The sequence below is a fragment of the Nitrobacter sp. TKz-YC01 genome (assembly GCF_047824785.1).
GTDB lineage: Bacteria > Pseudomonadota > Alphaproteobacteria > Rhizobiales > Xanthobacteraceae > Nitrobacter.
Genome location: NZ_CP181167.1, coordinates 254,821 through 275,031, shown reverse-complemented (window position 1 = coordinate 275,031; position 20,211 = coordinate 254,821). Strand labels below are relative to the sequence as shown.

Sequence of the window (20,211 nt, the reverse complement as noted above, 5' to 3'; positions counted from 1 at the left end):
TTCGGCGGTCAAACTGGGATGCAGGGAGTTTGCAATTTTATAGTGGCGGAGGGAAAGGACTCTTCGACAAACTCGCTCGAAGTATGCCCCACATCGCGCTAGCACGCCTTCGTATTCGTAGGTGAATCTTCGCTTTCGAGGAACTTCTCTTTTCAAGACGAGACGCGGCAAGCCCCCGGTTTTGTGGCTCCCGCCAGTATTACCTTGATAGTGTTTTCCGGCCACGCCTTCGTCGTGTCGCATTCCAACTTGCCAGGACGAAAGGACACGAAAATGAAGGCAACATGCATGAACCAACTTGAACTGGCGGTGCGCTGGGGGATCAGCCATCGCACACTTGAGCGGTGGCGTTGGACTGGTGAAGGGCCGAAGTTCCTCAAAGTAGGCGGCCGGGTGGTCTATCGCCTGTCCGATGTCGAGGAATACGAGCAGTCGATTGTCCGCTCCAGCACCTCCGACCCTGGCCAGGCTCAGCAAGCGGGCGCGTGACTATAGCTCCAGGATGGCGGTTGTTCGGCATGTGAGGCTAGCCGCCGCGCCCTCATATGCGATCACCGTCGGCGGGGCGTTAAGATACCCGAATCCGTGATGAAAAATGCATCATTTTGTTGCGAAGTGATGACGCAACGAATAGTCTCAGGAAAATTCATGGCTGGAGGATGCGATGTCCGATCGCCCACGCAAGTCCACACGGCTGACGGTCAGTCTCGAAGAGCAGGACTATGACGCCTTGGCTGACCTCGCGGTCGCAAGAGACGTGTCACTTTCGTGGCTAATCCGCCAGGCGGTCAGGCAATTTATCGAGCGAGCCCAATCGGCCGACCATAAGGGAGAGGACATTCTGCATGCTCGCGCTTCGAACAAGGACTGATATGGCGAGCAGCAGCGGATCGCCCACCCACGCTGGTCAGACGGCAACGCTTTGGTTCGGCGCGCGGGCTGAAGACTCCAAGCTTTCCTCCTTCGGCATAAAGCTGTCCGGGGGAGGAGCTCATCAGTCCAAGACCATGATGTTCGCTGAGCTTGAAGCCCTGATGGGAGCCGGCGTGTCGACACCGGAAGAATTCCGGTCAGCTGCCATAGAAGAGAACGCAATCGGCAAGGCTACTAGCAACACCCGGCGACTGACGTACAGGCACATGGCGTCGCTCTATGGGCTCGGCGATCAGCCGCCTCTGACCAAGACGCTCATGAAAATCTGGAAAAGCGACATTCAGGGCCGCCGCTTGCAGGCACTACTCGTGGCTCTGGCGCGCGACCCGTTGCTGCGGGAGACAGCCCCTGTCGTTATCGCGGGTTCTGTGGGGCAAACCCTGCAATGGCCATTGTTTGGAGAAGCATTCGTTGCAGCCTTTCCCGAACGCTTCAGCGAAAAGATGCTGAGGTCACTCGCTCAGAACTGCGCGTCGTCATGGACCCAGAGCGGGCATCTGAAGGGGTCGGTCAAGAAACTCAGGCAGCGAGTGATGCCGACTCCGCCGACCGTCGCCCTCGCGGCGCTCATTGCAACGGCCTCCGGGTTTGGTGGACCTTCCATCCTTAGCTCCGGCTGGATGAAGGTGCTGGACCTCGCGCCCGAACAAGCTCTCGACGCATTGCGGCGTGCTGAAGCTATCGGGCTAGCTCGCGTCCGGTCAGCGGGCGATGTGACCGAAATATCCGTCCGTCAGCCTATGGCGGCCGCTCTGGGGGTGCCCGAACTTGAACACGTTTGACGACATCCTCAACGCATACAGCAAGCAAGTCCGTCTTCCCTGGGCAGAAGATACGCCTCCGGCGGGCCGTGTCTGGATCGTCTGGTACGACAAGTCGCTCCAACGGCGTTTCACAGGGCGTCTTGCGGAGTTCGAGCATGCGACGCTCAAGGCCGGGCACGGTTGGCGACAAGTCTCCCTTTCCAAGTGGTTCGGCTCCTGGATCGGGCAGCACGAGTTTTTCGATGCGTTGGTAGAGCAACCGGCTGAACTGCGAGGGCTCTTGCCCGAAATTGAAGACAGTCTCGTCAACGAGATCAAGGATGCCCTGCGCTCCTGCACCGCGAACGACATCCTGGCAGTGGACGGCTGTGGTGCGCTGTTCGGTGTCGCGCGGGTCTCGACCTTGATCAGTCGCGTCGCGGAGACCATCCCTGGGCGACTCCTCGTCGGATTTCCCGGAAAGCATTCCGCTGGCGTGTACCGTCTGCTCGACGCACGGGACGGCTGGAACTACCACGCCATCCCAATTCCTACTGACAACGCATTGTGAAGGGCGGCACCATGCTTAACCGCGAAACTTTCCACACGGATCCGGCAGAGTACAGACTGGCCAATCAAGGCGTTGCCAAGATCTCATTTCCACCCACTTCGGAAGCTCTTGAAACGCTGCGGGGAGAGCTCTCCACCTTCGTTTGTGATGGCGCTTACGCTAACGGGCTTGCGCGCATTCTTGAGGCATTTCTTGGCTCCGTTGGTCGAGGCGGCAGCGCTCCAGCCGTCTGGATTTCCGGCTTCTACGGTTCCGGCAAGTCTCACCTTGCGAGCATGCTCGCCGCCTTGTGGTCCAATCTTGAGTTTTCCGACGGCGCGACGGCGGAAGGGCTGATCCATCACTTGCCGCCGGAAGTGGCCGCGCCGCTAAAGGAGTTGCGTATCGCGGCGAAAAGAGCGGGCGGCGTTGTGGCGGCCGGAGATACCCTTGGGACAGGCCCCTCCGATCCGGCCGAAGCCACCCTTGGGATTGTGCTGCGGGCAGTCGGATTGCCAAGCGATCTCCGCGCGGCTCAGGTCGCGTTCTGGCTGGCCGATCTCGGCATATTGGACAGCGTACGCGAGGCGCTGGGCAGCACCTTCGACACCGACATCCGCAACTTCATTCTGTCGCCTCGCTTCGGCGCCGCAGTGCTGAAAGCCAAGCCAGACCTGGCGGGCTCGCCCAAGGACCTCAGCGGGCTGCTCCGTTCACAGTTCCCCGAACCGCCAGCTGTGACCGTCGATCTCCTCGAAACGATGGTTCGTCGAGCGCTAATGCTGGGTCGAACCGAGTTGCCATTGACCCTGATCGTGCTCGACGAAGTGCAGCAGTTCATCCGGCAAGACCCCGGGCTGACGCTGAAGATACAGACGATCGCCGAACGGCTTGCGGGACGGTTCGACGGTCGCGTGCTGTTGGTCGCGACCGGTCAACAGGCGCTAAGCGACGTGCAGGATCTGCAAAAGCTTCTCGATCGGTTCCCCGTGCAGATCGCACTCGGAGAAGCAGATGTCGATGCCGTTATCCGCAAGACCGTCCTGCGAAAGAAGACGGGCGCCGAAAAGCCTATTCGCGGCATGTTGAGCACGAACGCGGGGGAGATCAGTCGACACCTGCATGGCAGCCGTCTGGCGCATACGGTGCAGGACGACGACGAAGCTGTGCTCGACTGGCCGCTGCTTCCCTCTCGTCGCCGTGTCTGGGAGCGCATCCTGCGCGAGCTCGATCGCACAGGACTTGGCGGCACTCTGCGTGGACAACTGCGCACCACGCTGGATGCTGCGCGCACCTATGCTGACAAGCCGCTGGGTCACGCAGTGCCCGTCGACTTCCTTTATGGGCGGTTCTCCACCGAGGCGTACAACGCGGGCCTTCTGCCGGGAGAGACACGTAATCGTATCGAAGCGCTTCGCGGCGGGCCAGAAAAGGATCTGCTGAAGGCGCGCATCCTTATGCTGGTCTACATGCTGGGGCGCATTGCCCCGGAGGCAGACCATCACGGCGTCCGTGCAAAGGCAGAGACCATTGCCGACCTCCTGATCGTCGATCTTGCAGGCGAGGATGAGCTGCGCCGCAAGGTGCCCGATTTGTTGCAGGAGCTCCAGGCCGACGGAGCGGTGATCGAGGTCGGCGGGGAATGGCGCTTGCAGACGAAGGAGAGTGCGGAATGGGAATCCGCGTATCGCAGCGAAGAGAAGGCCATCCTGGCCGATCAGTCGGGACTCACCCGGTCAAGACGTGAGCTGCTCGACGAGGCGATCGAGACCGCCTTGGCGGGCGCCGCAAGCGTGACGCACGGCTCCAGCCGTCAGCAACGACGCATCCACCGCCTGCGTCCCGATGACAAGGCTCCGGCGGATGGCATCCCATTGCGACTGAGAAGCGGGTGGAACGAAGACCTGGCGGCAGTGGAGAAGGACATTGCGGCGGCATCGACATCGGACCCCTCTGTACATCTGCTTATCCCGCGCCATGCGACCCGCGACAACGAACTGACGACCGCGCTCACAACCTGGCGCGCCGCCGAGCACGTCCTGCAGGTTCGTGGGGTGCCGCAGACCGACGCCGGGCGCGAGGCCCAGTCCGCTATGCAATCCCGCGCCAACAAGGCGCAGGCCGTGGCCAAGGAGATCGTCCGAGAGGCCGTTGCGCAGGCCCGTGTCTACCAGGCTGGCGGCAAACTGATTGCCGGTGCGCCAGGCGAGGCGGTGAAGGAAGGGGCGACGAACGCACTTGCTCGCCTTTACCCGCAGTTCGCCGATGGCGACCACCCAGGTTGGGACAAAGTGCGCGACCGGGCGATGCGCAAGGACCCGGACGCCATGAAGGCGGTGGACCATGCCGGGGCTCTGGAGAACCATGCCGTGTGCAAGGCGCTGCTCGCCGAGCTCGGCCCGGGCCGGAAAGGTTCGGACCTGCGCTCCAAGTTCACCAGTCCGCCCTTTGGCTGGTCGCAAGATACCGTCGATGGAGCGCTCATCGTGCTCGCCAATGCCGGGTTGGTCCGCGTCACGGGCGATGATGGGAAGCCCGCTTCGCTTCCCGATCTGCCACGTCAGAAGCTCGGCACCTGCACCTTCCGCGGCGAGACGACGATCATCACTATCGCACAACGCATGCCGGTGCGCGGCCTGCTGACCGACGCGAGCATCGCCTTCGAGAACAACCAGGAACATCTGGTTTTGACGGCGCTTCTCGAACGCCTCGAAACGGCAGCCCGGCAGTCCGGTGGCGAGCCGCCCGCGCCGGAGCCGGAAACGGTCCCCAACATCGCCTCCTACAAGAGCCTTTCGGGCAACGACCTGCTTGCCGCGCTGGCGGCTGACGCGGCGACATTGCGCGACAAGCTGAAGGCATGGAAGGCGGCCGCGCAGAAGATCGGCGACCGACTGCCCAACTGGCGGTTGGCGGAACGTCTGGTCGCCTTGGGCGCCACGGAACAACAGGGCGATCTCGACGATCTGCGGGACGGACGGCCGTTGCTCGCCGACCCCGATCCGGTGCCGCCCTTGATCTCTGCGGCGGCGGACACGTTGCGGGCGAAGCTGAACGCCGCTCATGTGGCCTGGGAGGCGGCGTGGCAAAAGGGCGAGCAGCGGCTCGCCGACGATCCGACCTGGGCGAAGCTCTCCCCGGAACAGAAGCACAGCATCCGTCAGGAATGCGGGCTGCTGATAGTGGACAAGCCCGCGGTTGACACGCCGCAGGCAATCGCCGAGGCGCTGTCGCGACGTGGCCTCTCGGAGTGGGAGAACATGGTAAAGGCGCTGCCGGCGCGCATAGAGGATGCCCTGGCCGCCGCCGCCGCGTTGCTGGAGCCCAAGGCGCGCGCCGTGAACCTGCCGGGCGCGCTGCTGAAAAACGAGGCGGAGCTGGACGACTGGCTCGCCAAGGTCCGCGAGCGGATCGCCAAGTCGCTGGGCGACGGTCCCGTGATCCCGAAGGTGTGACGCATGACGAACCGCTACCTCCCCACCGCTCTGCGCCGGACACTCGAAAAGACGGTCAAGGACGCACGCATCATCGCCGAGGAAGGCGCGGGCGATGCAATCCAGCGCCTCGGCGTGGCGGCCGGCAAGGCGCCCGCCTACCTGAACGATGCCGAGAAGGAACTGCGCCGCCGCCTGCGCGCCCATGCCCGTGCGCTGGGCGACGCATTCAATAAGTCGGACGAGACGCAGGATACGAAGCGGCTGGTCGAAGCGGCCGCCTACGCGCACTGGCACCGTATGCTCTTCGCCCGGTTTCTGGCCGAGCGCGGGCTGCTACGGAATCCGGAGTATGACGTGCCGGTTTCGCTGGAGGACTGCCGGGAGCTCGCCGAGGCAGAGGGTCTCACGGACCCTTGGGTGATCGCCGAGCGCTATGCGGCCTCGATGCTGCCGGCGGTCTTCCGCATCGACGATCCGGTCCTCGCGATCGAGCTCGACCCGGTCCATACGCAGAAATTGCACCGCCTGGTCACAGGGCTCGATGTAGAGGTTTTCCAGGCCGAGGACAGTCTTGGCTGGACCTATCAATTCTGGCGCGCGGCCGAGAAGGATGCTGTCAACAAATCGGGCGTGAAGATCGGGGCCGACGAGCTGCCTGCGGTCACGCAGCTGTTCACCGAGCCCTACATGGTGCGTTTCCTGCTGCACAACACGCTGGGGGCGTGGTGGGCGGGCAAGGTACTCGCCGCCGATACGGCTCTTGCGCAAACCGCCGCAGACGAGGACACTTTGCGCGCGGCGTGTTCTCTTCCCGACTACGATTTCGACATGCTGCGCTTTGTGCGTGAGGACAAGGACAGCCCTTGGCGACCCGCAGCGGGCACCTTCCCCGGCTGGCCCAAGGAAGCCAAGGCGATCACAATGCTCGACCCGTGCTGTGGGTCCGGGCACTTCCTTACCGAGGCACTGGCGATCCTAGCGGCGCTACGGCAGGCCGAAGAACATCTGTCGCCGCCCGATGCGGTCGTGGCGGTGCTGCGGGACAACCTTCATGGGCTCGAGATCGACGGACGATGCGTGCAGATCGCGGCGTTTGCAGTGGCATTAACAGCTTGGAAGGTAGGTGGCTGGCAGTTGCTGCCGCGGCCACACATTGCGTGGGTTGGCGCACCCCCTCCGCTGTCTCGACGGGAATTTGCCGCTCTAGCAAGCGGATCTACTGAATTAGAATACGCACTTTTTGCGCTCCATGATCTGTTCAGCATGGCGCCGGTGCTCGGCAGCCTACTAGAGCCTACTGGCGGAGACCTGTTTGAATCTGAAAAACTACGAGAGATCGAGCGTCTTCTTGAGCCACTACTGCAGCGAGCACGTCTTGCTGATCCGAATGAAAGAGAGGGGCTAATCTCGGCTCGTGGAATGGCCGATGCTGCTTTCCTACTTCATCAGAAATTCGATCTTGTCATCACTAATGTCCCCTACCTCAAGGGCGGCGATCACGGTCCCGAACTGAAGCGGTACTGCGAGCAGCGCTATCCTCTTTCAAAATATGATCTAGCGACCGTATTTTTGGAACGCACTCTTCATTTCCTCAAACGAGGTGGCGCATCAGCAATTGTCACCCAGCAATACTGGCTCTTCCTAAAATACTACGAGGGCTTGCGGGGCCGACTGCTTTCCGAAGTTTCTCTTCGACTTCTGCCACGCCTTGGACCGGGTGCATTCGAACAGATCAAGGGCGAGGTGGTCAACGTCGACCTCCAGATTATTGAGAAGACAAAGCCAACCTCTGGGCAACTCAGCTATGGTCAGGAAATTGGTGAGGCAGGATCGCTAGACAACAAGAAGCAACTGCTTGCTGTTGGTCCGCTACAGTTTGTTACCCAAGAAAACATGCTCAAAAACCCCGATATGCGAATCTCCTATGTAGAGCATGACAGGACCAAGAGCAGGCTTTCAAAGTATGCAGATTTCGGAAAGGGCAGCGTAACTGGGGACGGCAATCGCTATCTCAGGAAGTTTTGGGAGGTAAATGAAGTTGCCTCTGGCCATCAGTACTGGCTTAACAGCCCTGAAGACGGACGAATTATCTCAGGCAGAGAAGAAATCGTTTTGTGGGACCGCCCCAATCACGACCCTTCGACGGAGCCGGGATTTCGTCACCATGGTCAACGGGCTTTTGGAAAGCTTGGCGTGGCTATCGGCAAAGCTGGGCAGTTGCGGTTTACGCCGTATTTTGGTGAGCTTTTCGATGACAACATAGCTGTAGTATTTCCAATAAAAGAAGCGGATTTGGATGCAATCTGGAATTTCTGCGTCTCCGGAGAACTTGAGGGGCAGATTCGCATTCTAGATAAAAAGATGTCCGTTACGGCTGGCACTTTTACGAAGGTTGCTTTTGATTACCACTCTGCATCAGCATTGACCAACACCCCTAGCATCAGGACGCGCTTTTCCCACGATCCAAGGCAGTGGTTGTTTCATGGCCACCCAGCCCGTGCCGAAAAAGGGACAGCGTTGCATGTGTTCCTAGCTCGGATTGCAGGATATCGGTGGCCGGCAGAATATGATCCAAGCATCCGGCTTTCGGATGATGGGCAAAAGCTTCTTTCAAGATTGAAAGAACTTCCTGACGGCGACAACGACGGATTGATTGGTGTTCCGCCCGTGGCCGGTGAGAAGCCTCTCGTCGACCGCCTGCGAGCCTACCTCGCGGCCGCATTCGGAACCGACTGGTCCGACGCCCTGGAGCGCCGCCTCGTCGCCGAGGCAGATGAAGCGTTTGACAAGAAAGCGGCCCGCGATGGCTCGCTCGAGGCCTGGGTCCGTGACCGCGCCTTCCGCCAGCACTGCGCCCTGTTCGGCCAGCGTCCCTTCCTCTGGCATATCTCGGATGGGTTGAAGGACGGCTTCTCAGTGTTTGTCCACTACCACCGCTTCGACCAGGCCAACCTGCGCAAGCTGACCTACACATTGCTCGGCGATTGGCTGGCCCGCGCCAGGGCCGAGAACAACACGCTGCGCTACGAGAAAGGCCGCGAGCTCCAGCAGAAGCTGGAGAAGATCCTGGAGGGCGAGAAGCCTTACGACATCTTCGTCCGCTGGAAGTCGCTCGCCCAGCAGCCGCTGGGCTGGGACCCGGACCTCGACGACGGCGTCCGCCAGAACATCCGCCCCTTCATCAAGGCGGGCGTGCTCGCGCACGACCTGTCGAAGATCTTGAAGGACAAGGATCGCGGCAACGACGTGCCGTCGGCGCCCTGGTACGACGTGTTCAAGGGCGAGCGGCGCAACGACCATCACACCACGTTGGCCGAGAAGCGTGCCGCGCGTGAGGCCGCTGCGAAACGGGTGGAGGCGGCGAAGTGACGACGCCTCTCGATGCCCTCGTCAGCGCCCTGCACGACGCCGCAAGCTACAACGCCGCGGCCGAGGCGCCGCCGGAAGCGGTGGTGTGGTGCGACGCCAATCGGGAGTTCGAGCCCCTTCTGCCGGCGCTGCGCGAGCGGCTTCCGGAGCTGCTGACTTACGGCGAGTTCGATGCGGCGACACGAACGGGGCCGGCCGTTTGGCTGCGCGCTGCAGTTGCCGGAGCCGTTCCCGCCGTTCTCATCCCGGAGGAGAGCACGCCCATCCTCTATCTGCCCGACGTCGCTCGCGAGACGCTGAAGGGCGCTGACGATTGCCCCGCTCTCCTACAGCCGCTGGTCTGGTTCACGGTGGCAGGCACCGTGTTCGGGCACGTCAACGGTAAAGACTGGACGCTGCGCGGCTTCCTCACCTCCGAACGCGGACCGCTCAAGCTCAGCATGGCCGACGACAATGCGACCCGCACAGCGCTTTCCCACGCGGCGCTGCGCATCTGCACGCGCCCCGTCGAGGAGTTGCGCGGCCAACGCTGGAACGCGGACCAGCTAAATGCGCTGCTCGCGCCCGACCTAGCCGCCGACATGCTCGAGTGGATCGACGGAGCCTTCACCGAGTTGGGCGATCCCGCGCGGTTCGCGGCCTTCGCCAACATTGCCGAAAAGCAGCTGAAGTTCGATCCGCGCGAGCTGTCCCCGCAGGATGCTACGCGGCGCTTGGCCAAGCGCGAAGGGCGCTGGGCGGAGGTATGGGCGCGTTTCGCCGCCTCTACCGGTTTTGACAAGGTCGTCACCTATCTCAGCCTCGAAGAGCCGGGAACGCTGTTCGAGCACCAGGATTCGTACCCCCGCTTGAATGCTCGGGACGAAAAGGACCTGCGCCAACAACTCCGCGAACTGGCAGAGCTTTCGCCAGAGACCGCCAAGGCCAGAATTGCTGAGTTGGAAGCGAAGCACGCTTGGCGGCGAGAGACAGTCTGGGCGCGGCGCGGCGAAGCACCCTTGGCGCAGGCTCTCGCCTTCATCGCGAACATCGCCGCCGCCGAGCCGCTGCCGAGTCATGACGGCAACGCGCTGGCCGAAGCCTATGTCGCGGCAGGCGCCGATGTGGACTGGGCCGCTATGCGCGCGCTGGCGGTCGCGCCGCGCGAGCTCGACCGCGAGGCCGTCGCCGCAGCGCTACGTGCGGTCTATCTGCCCTGGATGGATCAGGGCGCCCTCGCGCTCCAGGAGCTGATCCGGGTTGGAAAGGTAAAGCTCGCCGCTCCACCCAAGGCTGGACCCGGTGCCATCACGATCCTGTTCGTGGACGGCTTGCGCATGGACCTTGCCCGTGAGCTTGTCCGCCGCTTGGAAGATGAGGGCGTGAAGGTCTCACTGAGCTGGATGTGGGCCGGGTTCCCCACCGTCACGGCGACTTGCAAGCCGATGGTCTCGCCAGTGGCCTCCCTGCTGAGCGGCCCGCCGACCACCTCCGACGTTCTACCACTGTCCCCAGAAGGCAAGCCGGCGACGAAACCCGTGCTGTTCAAGCTGATGGAAGCGCAAGGCTGGGAAACGGACCGCGCACTTCTCCCCGACGCGAAGCTCTGGGCGGAGACCGGCAGGTTCGATGAAGAAGGGCATGCGCTGGGGGCGCGGCTAGCTGAGCGGCTTGCAGCAGGTGTCCGCGATGCGGTCGACCGTATTCTTCAGTTGGTGCGCGCCGGACGGAGCCTTCACATCGTTACCGACCATGGCTGGCTGCTGATGCCGGGCGGGCTGCCCCATGCGGCGCTGGATGTCGGCCTGGTGGAGCCCAACGGCAAGCGGACGCGTTGCGCCCTCGTCAAAGCCAAGGCGCAAACGTCCTACCTCCAGGTTCCGTGGAGTTGGAACCCCGAGGTCTCGGTGGCGACGGCGACGGGCGCGCGGTCATTTTATTCAGGCTATGAGTATGCGCACGGCGGCGTCAGCCCGCAGGAATGCATCCTGCCCGTCCTGAGGGTGGCGAGTGATGGCGGACAGCGCGCCGTCACCATTGCACAAACCAGGTGGGAGGGGCTCCGCCTGCGCGTCGAAGTGACTGGCGGCGCCGACCTCCGCGTCGATTTGCGCCTCGGTTCGGAGACCAGCGGACTGAGCCTGATCAAGGGCGGCAGGGTTCTCGACGAGCATGACCGCACGTCGTTCCTGGTCAGCGACGAACATGAGCGTGAAGCCGCCTGCCTTGTCGTACTGGATGACGATGGTCGGGTATTGGCCCACCGCACGCTGATGGTCGGGGAGGATTGACGTGATCGAGCTCGACGACCTGGACCGTAAGGCAGCGGAAGCGTTTCCCGGACACATCGTGCGAAAGGACCTCGTTCGCCGTTTTCGCGGGCAGTTCCCCGTACCGACCTATGTGGTTGAGTTCATGCTTGGCCGCTATTGCGCCAGCACCGTGCCCGAGGAGATTGAAGAAGGTCTCCAGATGGTGCAGTCGCAACTCTCTGATCGGACCGTGCGCGCTGGTGAAGAGGAACTTTTTAAGTCGAAGGCGCGCGACCGCGGCTCAGTTCGCATCATCGACATCATCACGGCCCGACTCGACGCTAAGACCGACAGCTACTTGGCGACCCTGCCGAGCCTCCGCCTCAACGACGTGCGCATCTCGGACAAGATCGTCCTGGACCACGAACGCATGCTCACCGGCGGCTTCTATGCCGAGATCGAACTCGGCTACGACGCCAGCATCGCACAGGAGAAGGGCGGCAGGCCGTTCGAGGTCCTGAGCCTACGTGAAATCCAGCTATCCACGCGCGACATACTGGACAAGATAGCTGCCGGCCGTGCCCAACTTACGACGCGCGAGTGGAAAGACCTCCTTTTGCGCAGTATCGGCCTGGAGCCCGCCTCTCTCAGCGCCCGCTCCCAGGACACGACGCTCCTGCGCATGGTCCCCTTCGTGGAGCGCAACTACAATCTGGTCGAACTCGGCCCGCGCGGGACCGGTAAGAGCCACCTTTTCCAACAAGTTTCACCCTACGCCCACCTCGTTTCCGGCGGTAAGGCGACGGTGGCCCGCATGTTCGTCAACATGGCGAACGGCCAGCGCGGTCTTGTCTGCCAGTACGACGTCGTGTGTTTTGATGAGGTCTCTGGCATTTCCTTCGACCAGAAGGACGGCGTCAACATCATGAAAGGCTACATGGAGTCGGGCGAGTTCTCGCGCGGCCGGGAGAGCATCCGCGCCGAAGGCAGTATCGTCATGGTCGGAAACTTCGACGTAGACGTGCAGCACCAGCAGCGGGTGGGTCACCTGTTCGGGCCGATGCCACCCGAGATGCGGAACGACACCGCCTTCATGGACCGCATCCACTGCTACCTGCCCGGATGGGATGTTCCCAAGGTTAGCAAGGAGCTCTTCACAGACCGCTTCGGCCTCGTCAGCGACGTCCTCGCCGAGTGCTTCTCGCGCCTTCGCTCGCAAAGCCGCGTCAACGTCCTCCAGGGACGGGTCCATTTCGGCGGCGCTCTTTCCGGCCGCGATCAGAACGCGGTCAACAAGACCGTCTCCGGCCTGTTGAAGCTTCTCTATCCCGATCCGACCGTCGCCGTGCCGGACGACGATCTTGAATGGGCGGTGCGTCTCGCCCTCGAAGTGCGACGACGTGTGAAGGAGCAGCAGAAGCGCATCGGCTCGGCCGAGTTCCGCAACACGCAATTCAGCTACGCGATAGGCTTGGATGGAGTCGAGAAGTTCGTCTCGACCCCGGAGTTGCAGAGCGAGGACAGCATCGGCTCCGACCCTCTGCCGTCCGGCCAGGTCTGGGCAATCAGCCCTGGTGGCCAGAACGAAAGCACCGGACTGTTTCGCATTGAGGTGACGGAAAGCCCCGGCGGCGGCGTCCGTATCCTGAACCAGTCGCCCCCTGGGCCGTTCCGGGAAAGTGCGCGCATAGCGGAACAGAACCTCTATGCACGGTCACGGGAGCTGGTGGGTGAGCGCAATCCGCGCGAGCACGAATTTGCTCTCCAGCTTCGATCCTTCGATGCCGCGAAAAGCGGCGAACAGCTTGGCGTCGGTGTTCTCGTCGCGCTTTGTTCCGCCCTCCTCGGGAAGCCGTTGAAGGGCGGCCTAGTCATCGCCGGCGGCATTACCTTGGGCGGCACCATCGAGCCGATCCACAACCCGATCGACGTTGTCGAGCTGGCCATGGAAAAGGGCGCGAACGCTGTGCTCGTGCCCGTGTCCAGCCGGAGGGCATTGATCGACCTATCGGACGATGTGGCGACGAAGGTGCAAGTTCTGTTCTATGCCGATGCGCCTGATGCGCTTCGCAAGGTACTGCACGATTAGGTGCTTCGGATGAAACCCCGCTCAATCAATATTTTCCTGCTCGACGGCGATCCAAACGGCATTCGGGTGGCGCAGATCATGATGTCGACGATCCAGGCCATCGCCTTCCGTCGCAACAAGCTGGGCGAGGTACGCAAGACCTTCCCCGAGATCGAGCGGCCGGGTGTCTATATCCTGATCGGCGAAGATGAGAGCGAGACCGACCGGCAGCTGTCCTATATCAGGGAACCGCGAATGGGCCGTCGGAACAGGGTTTGGCGGTAAGCGGCGGGGACTGACCACCCACGCACAGTTGGGCCGAAAAGGTATGTATCGGAACAAGGCATGGCCTCCGCCGTTCTCCGGTCCCGATCACCCTGGGGACTGGAGCCATTTGATGATCTTGGCGATGCTTTCGCCGAACATGGCGATGCCGACGGCAATGCCGAGAATGCCGACGATGATCCATTTGACGAATGCGGACACGGTGCTGATCGAGCGGACCAGGCGAATGCCGTCATCGAGCGTCTTCACTTCGTCGGGGCGCAGGGCAAGCAGGAAGGCTTTCGTTTCCTCGGGCAGGTCCTCGAAGCGTTTCGGTGCCTGGTCAGTCATCGGGATGCCTCCGCAATCCGGACATGATGCTCTTGGCGGTGTGGCCGCCCATGTAGAGGCCGGTGAACACGCCGGTGAGCGTCATGAGGATGGTGAGATCGACGGCCTCGATTGCAGCGCCGAAGGCGGCATTGGCGAGCGGGCGCAGGATCAATGCGTAGAGCCAGACGAAGGCGAGCAGCCACATCCAGCCCGGTCGCCAGCCCCATGTCCAGAGAGGGGCGCCCTTGTCGAGTTCCGCCTTCAGCGTCTCGTTCATCAGTCGCTGGCTTTCGACATGCTGCATGAGGATGTCGGCGGCTTCCGGTTCGGCGGCGACGATAGCATCCTGCAGCTCGCCGGTCGGCACGTCGGGCAATCTGTCAGGCGACACCCCAGCCCTTTCGACGATGATGTCGATCACCTTGCCGGCGATATCGCCGCCTGCGCCGCCGAGCCTGTCGCCGAGAATCTTCTTGATGACGGGCACGGCAAGATCACTTGCCGCCCCGAGCAGGATGGATGCAAGGGCGCTCATATCAGCCTCCAAATATGGACGCGGCAGCCACGATCAGCATCAGGACGATGAGGACGAGGATCACAGCAGCCGGCAGGTCGCGCCTTCCGGCGCCGGGCGCGATGTCGACGGGTGCAGGCTCGGTCGTCGGTGTCGGCGCGCTCGGCGACCGCGACGCGGCGGCTTCATATCCCGCACCGGACAGTGCCGTCTCGAACGCACGGGCGTATCCGGCGATCGGGGCAGCGCGGTCGGTGCCGTTGACGACGCGGCGCGCGCCGACATAGTCCTTCTTCGTGCCCGAAACGTAGTCTGGTAGCTTCCTGCCGGTGAAGGTGCCGAGCATCATGCCGTCGATCAGGATCGTGGTGGCATGATCGAGCCCGGCGGCCAGTGCCGGATTGCCGACGAGATCGACGCTCAGCCGCTTCGCCCAATCAGTATAGTTGCGCCGGCCGGTGATCTGGACGAAGCCGCGTCCCTTGAACCTCTTGCCGTCGCCCGGCTGCGTGTTGCCGAGCGTGGCCCGCCCTTCATAGGCAGCGCCCGAGGCGTATTCCTCCATGGTGCGGAAACGGTCGCTTTCATGATAGGCGGTGGCAAGGATGTAGGCCGCCTGCGCCAGTTCGATGCGCTTTGCGTTCAACCGCGTCAGGATCGCTTCCAGCCGATCCACCTGCGCTTGCGTGAGCGATGTGCCAAAGACGTCGGAATCACGACGCCGCAGCGCCGCGTAGAAACGCGCACGGTCCATGGTCTTTCTCCCTGTATGCGATGTTCCGGGCTGGGCGACGTCACCATTCACGGCCGGCGCTTCAACCGCGTAGACGGAGGGGATGTCGACGTGCAGTGCTGGTGATCAGGTCGCGACGCCCGATTCACACAGCATGGTGATGAAGCGGCCGCGCCGCTCCATGTCGGCGACGGTGCGGATGTTGTAGGCGGTGCCGGAGCGTGTCTCGATCAGCCGCCATGCGGCATTGATGGTTGCGGTCTCGGCATCGTAGCGCACGATGATCAGCGCCGGTTGGATGCTTTGCAGGCGCGCGGCAATGACGGTTTCGCCGCCCTTGGAGAGCAGGATGCAAGCGTTGCGCTCGAATTGGGGAACCCAATCGCCAAGACCAACGCCGCCCCAGCCATCATCGACTTCCTCACGCATTTCGAGCCTGACGCGGTCACGCAGATCGCTGGCAGTGATTCTGGCCATCAGAGCGGACTTTTTCGGTAGGGCGCGATCAAGGCATGAACGGTGCGCTCGATGGAGACGTCGATCTCGGTATCTGCGCCATCGAACAGACGCTGGACGATGAGCAGGATGGCGTGCCGGATGGGCTCGGGCACATCGGCCGCCGCGCCATAACCAGCGGTGAAGGCGATGGAGACGGCGTCAGCGCGACGGAAGGTGGCCGGCCAGGATTGCCCCGGTCGCAGGGCGACATGGGCACCGCGCGCATCGGCGAACAGATCGTAGAGGCCAGGATCCAGCGTCTGCTGCACATTGCCGACATCGAAATAGCTGATGCTGACAATGGCAATTACCGGCGATATTGGCAAAGCCAGGTGATCGGCAAAGCCGACAAAATCCTGCCGCCAGGTTTGCGTCACCAGCGCGCGACCGAGAATGCCGGCATAGCCGTCGAGCCATGCCGTCGCCGCCTTGATCTGGGCGGTGATCAGATCGTCCTGTTCGTCATGATCGACGCGCAGATGGGCTTTAGCCTCGGCCAGCGACACCGGCATGTTGGCTGGTGCGAGGGTGCGAACGGGTGCGAGCACGTTTCGAGGTCCGTATAAGAAAGAGAAGCGACCAGCCGTTCGGGCGAGTGATGGGCTGATCGCTTCAATGTTGTCAGGACACCGGCGCGTCGTGGGGATGGCCGAGCGCAAAAACCGCACCGGCGGCAATCGACGTGCCGGAGGTCTTGGTGATGACGGCGCGGATATAGCGCTTCGTGCCCTTGTAGCCCTGCTTGTAGACCGTGTTGGCCGCAAGCTCTGCCGGCAGGGTTCCAAGCAGATCGCCGGCTGCCACATCGACAAAATCGCCATCCGTGGTCGTGTTGCTCTCCTGGATGGCGACGACGAAGAGGCCATCGCCGGCAATCGCGCCGGTGTTGATGATCAGGGTTGCGGAATTGAAGCCTTGCAGATCGGCATGGCTGCCCTTGGTCGTGGCGGTGACCACGGCGGGAGCAAGCGATGCAACGAGGCCGAGGCCGGAGATACCGTCCTTCATGACAGAAATCCTTTCGATGAATGGAATGGTGCAGAGACAGGCGAGCGTCCTTCGGAAGGATGGTGGCCGCCCGCCAGTTCGATCAGGTGCTGATCTTGAGAAGCTTGAGGGCTTCGAAGTTGACCACGCCGCCGCCGACGCGCTTGGTCGTGTAGAACAAGACGTTCGGCTTGGAGGTGAACGGATCGCGCAGCACCCGGATGCCGATACGGTCGACGATCAGGTAGGAGCGGCTGAAGTCTCCGAAGGCGATGGGGAACTTGCTGGCCTCGACCGCCGGCATGTTGTCGTCGGTGTAGACCGGCTTGCCGAGGATGGTCGCGACTTCTGCAGCACCCGACGGTGGCGCCCAGATGTAAGCTCCTTCCGCGTCCTTGAACTTGCGCACTGTGTTCATGGTCGCATCCGACATCAGCCACGACGCCCCGTTCCGGTAACCGGACTTGAGCGCATAGTAGAGATCGATCAGCGCATCGGCCGGGCTGACCGAAGCGGTGGCAGCCAGGAAGCCATCCGCTTTCCCCGAGGCAATAAAACCGAGCTTGCCCCATGCATGGGAAGCATTGGCCACCGTGTCGTAGGCAAGAATGCCGCGCGGCTTGTTGACGCCATCGCCATTGGCGAAGGCAGCTCCTTCCTGCTCGGCGAACTCGATCGACACTTCATCGGCCAGCCAGGCCGCCAGATCGATGCGGGCATCGTCGAGCGATGTCTGCGTGGCGCCGGGCATGGCGTAAATCTCGCCGGTATTGATGGCGATCTCACGCAAGGTCGGTGTGGCAGTGCCAGGACGATCCTGTTCCTCGCCAACCCACCCTGACGTTGCGCCACCCATATTGACCAGCTTCTTGTAGGTATTGGTCGAGATGGAGATGGTGCGGGCAAGCGAACGGATGGTCGACACCGTACCGAGAACACGGTCGATGCCGGCTTCGGTCTCTTCCGGCACCAGATAGCCACCGTCGGGGTCGGACTGCGTGGTCAGCTTGGCCTTGACCTCCAGATCACGCAGGCCGGCATCGACGCCGCGACGGAAGAAGCGGTCGAAGGCTTGCGCGTGTTCGCGCTTGTCCGGGTCTTCCACTCCGCCAACACCGCCGACCTTCACTGCTGCCAGCATGGCGTTGGTCTCGTCGAGCGCCTTTTGCAGGGTGGTGATCTCGGCATTGATACGATCGACCTTTTCGGTCTGCACCACGTCGGCCATGCCGGCCTTGATGTCGGCCAGCTCCTTGTCGCGCTCGGCCTTGAAGTCCTCGAAGGTCTTCTGCAACTCAGCGAGGATCTTTGTGGTGCTGCCGGAATCAGCGCGCACGGCAAGGATCCCGCGCGCAGGCGGGGTGAGTTCGATACCCATAATGGGATCTCCTATGATCTGATGGTGTCGATCAGCCGCTGGATGGCGGCTGCATGGGAGCCAGCGTCGTGCATGGCGGTTTCGGCAGCGTCGTGCATGCCGGCAATCTGGCAAAACATCTTGCGCCGCTCCGTGCGCGAGATGCCCTGTTGCGCCAAGGCGGCATCGATGCGGCGCTTGGCGCGGATTTCGGGGCGGACCTGCGCGGACGCATTGGTCTCTGCATGGATTTGGGCATCGTCGACGCCATCGGCAAAGCCGTGTTCGACAGCCTGTGCCGCCGTCATGAAGGTTTCCGCATCCATCAGCTGCTCGATATCGGCGCGCTTCATGCCGGTGCGGGCCTGGTAGATGTCGGCGAGCGCCGCATCGAACTGGTCGAACAGTTCCGCCGCCTCGCGCATGTCATGGCGGTTGCCGATCACCACACCCCAGGCATTGTGCACCATCATGAACGAGCCGAGCCCCATCCGGATGTCGTCACCGGCCATGGCGATGATCGAGGCAGCGGAAGCCGCCCAGCCCAGCACCTCGACGGTGACTTTCGCAGGATGGGCCCGCAGGAGATTGTAGATCGCGATCCCCTCGAACATGTCGCCGCCCGGCGAGTTGATGCGCACGGTGATGTCCTTGTTCCCGATCGAGCGCAGTGCGGCCGAGATGCGGTTGGCCGTGACGCCGCTTCCGGTCCAAAAATCCTCGCGGATGACGTCGAATATCGAGATGGTGGTGTCTCCATCTGCATCGGGCACCGCGGCCAGTGGGTGCTCGGCCCATTTCGTCAGCACGTCGGAGGGTGCGTCCCACTGGTAATTGCGCGGACGCGCAAAGACCTGCGCCTCGGGCAGTTTGCGAAGGCTCATGTGTCAGTGTCCTCTTCGAGCGACGACCTGTCGTGGTCGCTGTCGTCGGTGATCGGCGTTCCCGCCGTGTAGGGCGGCGGATAAAAGACATCGCCCCCATCGCGCGGGTTCTGGTCTTCGAGCGCCCGGATTTCGTTGGGGCTGTAGACGCCCCATTGCAGGCCTTTGACGTAAGCCTCCCAGCGCGCCTTGATGTCGCCCTTGACCAGAGCCGCCCGGTTGAAGCGGGCGTAGAGTATGTCATTCGCACCGATCAGGTCGCGGTTGATCGCCTCTTCCCACATGGTCAGATGGTCTTCGAGCGTATAGGCGACAAAGCCGATCGACTGCTGCTCGATGCCGGTGCCCCAGCTGGTGGATTTTTCGGTGTCGCCGATCATGTGCGGCGGCACCCCGAAGAACATGGCAATGTCGGTGCGGCTGAACTTGCGGGCCTCCAGCCACTGCGCATCCTCGGCCGTCATGGCGATGCGGGCATAGTCCATGCCCTCTTCGAGGATCAGGTTCTTTCCCTCCTGCTCGCCGCCGGAGCGGAACTCCTCGAGCCCGGCCTTGAGATGGGCGACGGCTTCCGGGCCGAGCTTGTTCGGGTGCTTCAACACGCCGCTGACGCGGGCGCCATTGCGGAAGGTCGAAGCGCCGTGATCCTCCATGGCCAGCGACAGGCCGATGGTCTCGCGAGCGTAAGAGATTGCCGACACGCCATGGACGCCATCCAGCGTCAGGCCCACGAGATGGAACACTTCGTCCTGATGGAGCCGGATGCGCCGTCCGTCCTGGCGGGTGTAGATGTATTCCAGCCCGAGGTCGTCGTCTTGCTTCACCTCGACGCGATCGGGATGCAGCGGGATCAGTTCCTGCACAGTCCCGCGCGAGCGCACGATCATGGCATAGGCATTGCCGCGCAAAAGCAGATGCGCCTGCAGCATGCGCCGAAACTGCGACGGCGTCTGCCAGCGGTTCGGCCGTCGTCGCAGCACCTTCCAGATCGGCGTGTCGGACGCATCCTGCCGGGTGCGCTCATCCACCCGGCGCTTGATGTGCAAGGGCAGCGTCGCCACAGCGCCCGAGATGATGCGCACGCAGGCATAGACGGCCGCCACCCGCATGGCGCTGTCGGGCGTCACCGTGGCTCCCGATGCCGTCACCGCTCCGGACCGCAGCGCCTCTTCCAACTGCTGGCTCGTCGCAATGACCAGGCCGCCGCCGGTATCCTGGAAGGACGCGCGCGGAGAGGCCGCCGGCGATTTGGGACCGCCGAACCAGTTCGACCAGAATGCCATTTTTTCCCGTTTCTTTCGCGCCTGCGC

General features: G+C 62.7%; 18 protein-coding genes. 9 read left to right on the top strand and 9 right to left on the bottom strand.

Annotated features, from left to right (window positions below):
- Positions 1-273: 273 nt before the first annotated feature.
- From ACMYR2_RS01295 to ACMYR2_RS01255, 9 genes are all read left to right on the top strand, one after another.
- Positions 274-489, top strand: coding sequence for a helix-turn-helix transcriptional regulator (locus tag ACMYR2_RS01295; protein WP_416193547.1), 216 nt, complete (start codon positions 274-276; stop codon positions 487-489).
- 175 nt (positions 490-664) lie between these two features.
- On the top strand, positions 665-871 hold the full coding sequence (locus ACMYR2_RS01290; RefSeq protein ID WP_113397339.1) for a ribbon-helix-helix domain-containing protein: 207 nt from the start codon (positions 665-667) through the stop codon (positions 869-871).
- A 1-nt stretch (position 872) separates the two neighbouring features.
- Positions 873-1,715 carry a hypothetical protein gene (locus ACMYR2_RS01285; RefSeq protein ID WP_416193546.1) on the top strand — a complete coding sequence of 281 codons (843 nt, stop codon included), beginning with the start codon at positions 873-875 and terminating at the stop codon, positions 1,713-1,715.
- Complete coding sequence (locus ACMYR2_RS01280; protein ID WP_416193545.1) at positions 1,702-2,247, top strand: hypothetical protein; 546 nt, start codon at positions 1,702-1,704, stop codon at positions 2,245-2,247. Before ACMYR2_RS01285 ends, ACMYR2_RS01280 begins: the two co-directional genes overlap by 14 nt.
- 11 nt (positions 2,248-2,258) lie before the next feature.
- Positions 2,259-5,681: a BREX system P-loop protein BrxC gene (gene brxC / locus ACMYR2_RS01275; protein ID WP_416193544.1), complete on the top strand. Its 3,423-nt coding sequence runs from the start codon at positions 2,259-2,261 to the stop codon at positions 5,679-5,681.
- Between the two features lie 3 nt (positions 5,682-5,684).
- Entirely contained in the window at positions 5,685-9,032 is a 3,348-nt protein-coding gene (locus ACMYR2_RS01270) for an Eco57I restriction-modification methylase domain-containing protein (protein ID WP_416193543.1), read from the top strand.
- Positions 9,029-11,302, top strand: a complete 2,274-nt coding sequence (pglZ, locus tag ACMYR2_RS01265) for a BREX-1 system phosphatase PglZ type B (protein ID WP_416193542.1) — start codon at positions 9,029-9,031, stop codon at positions 11,300-11,302. Before ACMYR2_RS01270 ends, pglZ begins: the two co-directional genes overlap by 4 nt.
- Position 11,303: 1 nt before the next feature.
- Positions 11,304-13,352, top strand: a complete 2,049-nt coding sequence (gene brxL, locus ACMYR2_RS01260) for a protease Lon-related BREX system protein BrxL (RefSeq protein ID WP_416193541.1) — start codon at positions 11,304-11,306, stop codon at positions 13,350-13,352.
- A 9-nt stretch (positions 13,353-13,361) separates the two neighbouring features.
- Positions 13,362-13,616: a hypothetical protein gene (locus ACMYR2_RS01255; RefSeq protein WP_416193540.1), complete on the top strand. Its 255-nt coding sequence runs from the start codon at positions 13,362-13,364 to the stop codon at positions 13,614-13,616.
- 87 nt (positions 13,617-13,703) lie between these two features.
- On the opposite strand, the gene ACMYR2_RS01250 is transcribed toward ACMYR2_RS01255, so the two are convergent.
- From ACMYR2_RS01250 to ACMYR2_RS01210, 9 genes are all read right to left on the bottom strand, one after another.
- The gene (locus tag ACMYR2_RS01250) at positions 13,704-13,946 is read right to left on the bottom strand and encodes a hypothetical protein (RefSeq protein WP_416193539.1); all 243 of its coding nucleotides are present in this window, start codon (positions 13,944-13,946) and stop codon (positions 13,704-13,706) included.
- Positions 13,939-14,463, bottom strand: coding sequence for a 3TM-type holin (locus tag ACMYR2_RS01245; RefSeq protein WP_416193538.1), 525 nt, complete (start codon positions 14,461-14,463; stop codon positions 13,939-13,941). Before ACMYR2_RS01245 ends, ACMYR2_RS01250 begins: the two co-directional genes overlap by 8 nt.
- Before the next feature lies 1 nt (position 14,464).
- The gene (locus tag ACMYR2_RS01240; RefSeq protein WP_416193537.1) at positions 14,465-15,196 is read right to left on the bottom strand and encodes a hypothetical protein; all 732 of its coding nucleotides are present in this window, start codon (positions 15,194-15,196) and stop codon (positions 14,465-14,467) included.
- A 105-nt stretch (positions 15,197-15,301) separates the two neighbouring features.
- Positions 15,302-15,652 carry a phage head closure protein gene (locus ACMYR2_RS01235; protein ID WP_416193536.1) on the bottom strand — a complete coding sequence of 117 codons (351 nt, stop codon included), beginning with the start codon at positions 15,650-15,652 and terminating at the stop codon, positions 15,302-15,304.
- A complete protein-coding gene (locus tag ACMYR2_RS01230) occupies positions 15,652-16,221 on the bottom strand; it encodes a head-tail connector protein (protein ID WP_416193535.1) in 570 nt (189 codons plus the stop codon). Before ACMYR2_RS01230 ends, ACMYR2_RS01235 begins: the two co-directional genes overlap by 1 nt.
- Before the next feature lie 73 nt (positions 16,222-16,294).
- Complete coding sequence (locus ACMYR2_RS01225; protein ID WP_416193534.1) at positions 16,295-16,681, bottom strand: hypothetical protein; 387 nt, start codon at positions 16,679-16,681, stop codon at positions 16,295-16,297.
- Positions 16,682-16,763: 82 nt separating this feature from the next.
- Complete coding sequence (locus tag ACMYR2_RS01220) at positions 16,764-18,038, bottom strand: phage major capsid protein (protein ID WP_416193533.1); 1,275 nt, start codon at positions 18,036-18,038, stop codon at positions 16,764-16,766.
- Between the two features lie 11 nt (positions 18,039-18,049).
- A complete protein-coding gene (locus ACMYR2_RS01215) occupies positions 18,050-18,901 on the bottom strand; it encodes a head maturation protease, ClpP-related (RefSeq protein WP_416193532.1) in 852 nt (283 codons plus the stop codon).
- The gene (locus tag ACMYR2_RS01210; protein WP_416193531.1) at positions 18,898-20,184 is read right to left on the bottom strand and encodes a phage portal protein; all 1,287 of its coding nucleotides are present in this window, start codon (positions 20,182-20,184) and stop codon (positions 18,898-18,900) included. The genes ACMYR2_RS01215 and ACMYR2_RS01210 overlap by 4 nt, the downstream gene beginning before the upstream one ends.
- Positions 20,185-20,211: the final 27 nt, after the last annotated feature.

Bases quoted from the DNA above. Each gene is read 5' to 3' on its own strand.
- ACMYR2_RS01295 (WP_416193547.1), top strand. From the start codon at position 274: ATGAAGGCAACATGCATGAACCAACTTGAACTGGCGGTGCGCTGGGGG.
- ACMYR2_RS01290 (WP_113397339.1), top strand. From the start codon at position 665: ATGTCCGATCGCCCACGCAAGTCCACACGGCTGACGGTCAGTCTCGAA.
- ACMYR2_RS01285 (WP_416193546.1), top strand. From the start codon at position 873: ATGGCGAGCAGCAGCGGATCGCCCACCCACGCTGGTCAGACGGCAACG.
- brxC (WP_416193544.1), top strand. From the start codon at position 2,259: ATGCTTAACCGCGAAACTTTCCACACGGATCCGGCAGAGTACAGACTG.
- ACMYR2_RS01270 (WP_416193543.1), top strand. From the start codon at position 5,685: ATGACGAACCGCTACCTCCCCACCGCTCTGCGCCGGACACTCGAAAAG.
- ACMYR2_RS01255 (WP_416193540.1), top strand. From the start codon at position 13,362: ATGAAACCCCGCTCAATCAATATTTTCCTGCTCGACGGCGATCCAAAC.
- ACMYR2_RS01250 (WP_416193539.1), bottom strand. From the start codon at position 13,946: ATGACTGACCAGGCACCGAAACGCTTCGAGGACCTGCCCGAGGAAACG.
- ACMYR2_RS01245 (WP_416193538.1), bottom strand. From the start codon at position 14,463: ATGAGCGCCCTTGCATCCATCCTGCTCGGGGCGGCAAGTGATCTTGCC.
- ACMYR2_RS01240 (WP_416193537.1), bottom strand. From the start codon at position 15,196: ATGGACCGTGCGCGTTTCTACGCGGCGCTGCGGCGTCGTGATTCCGAC.
- ACMYR2_RS01235 (WP_416193536.1), bottom strand. From the start codon at position 15,652: ATGGCCAGAATCACTGCCAGCGATCTGCGTGACCGCGTCAGGCTCGAA.
- ACMYR2_RS01225 (WP_416193534.1), bottom strand. From the start codon at position 16,681: ATGAAGGACGGTATCTCCGGCCTCGGCCTCGTTGCATCGCTTGCTCCC.
- ACMYR2_RS01220 (WP_416193533.1), bottom strand. From the start codon at position 18,038: ATGGGTATCGAACTCACCCCGCCTGCGCGCGGGATCCTTGCCGTGCGC.
- ACMYR2_RS01215 (WP_416193532.1), bottom strand. From the start codon at position 18,901: ATGAGCCTTCGCAAACTGCCCGAGGCGCAGGTCTTTGCGCGTCCGCGC.
- ACMYR2_RS01210 (WP_416193531.1), bottom strand. From the start codon at position 20,184: ATGGCATTCTGGTCGAACTGGTTCGGCGGTCCCAAATCGCCGGCGGCC.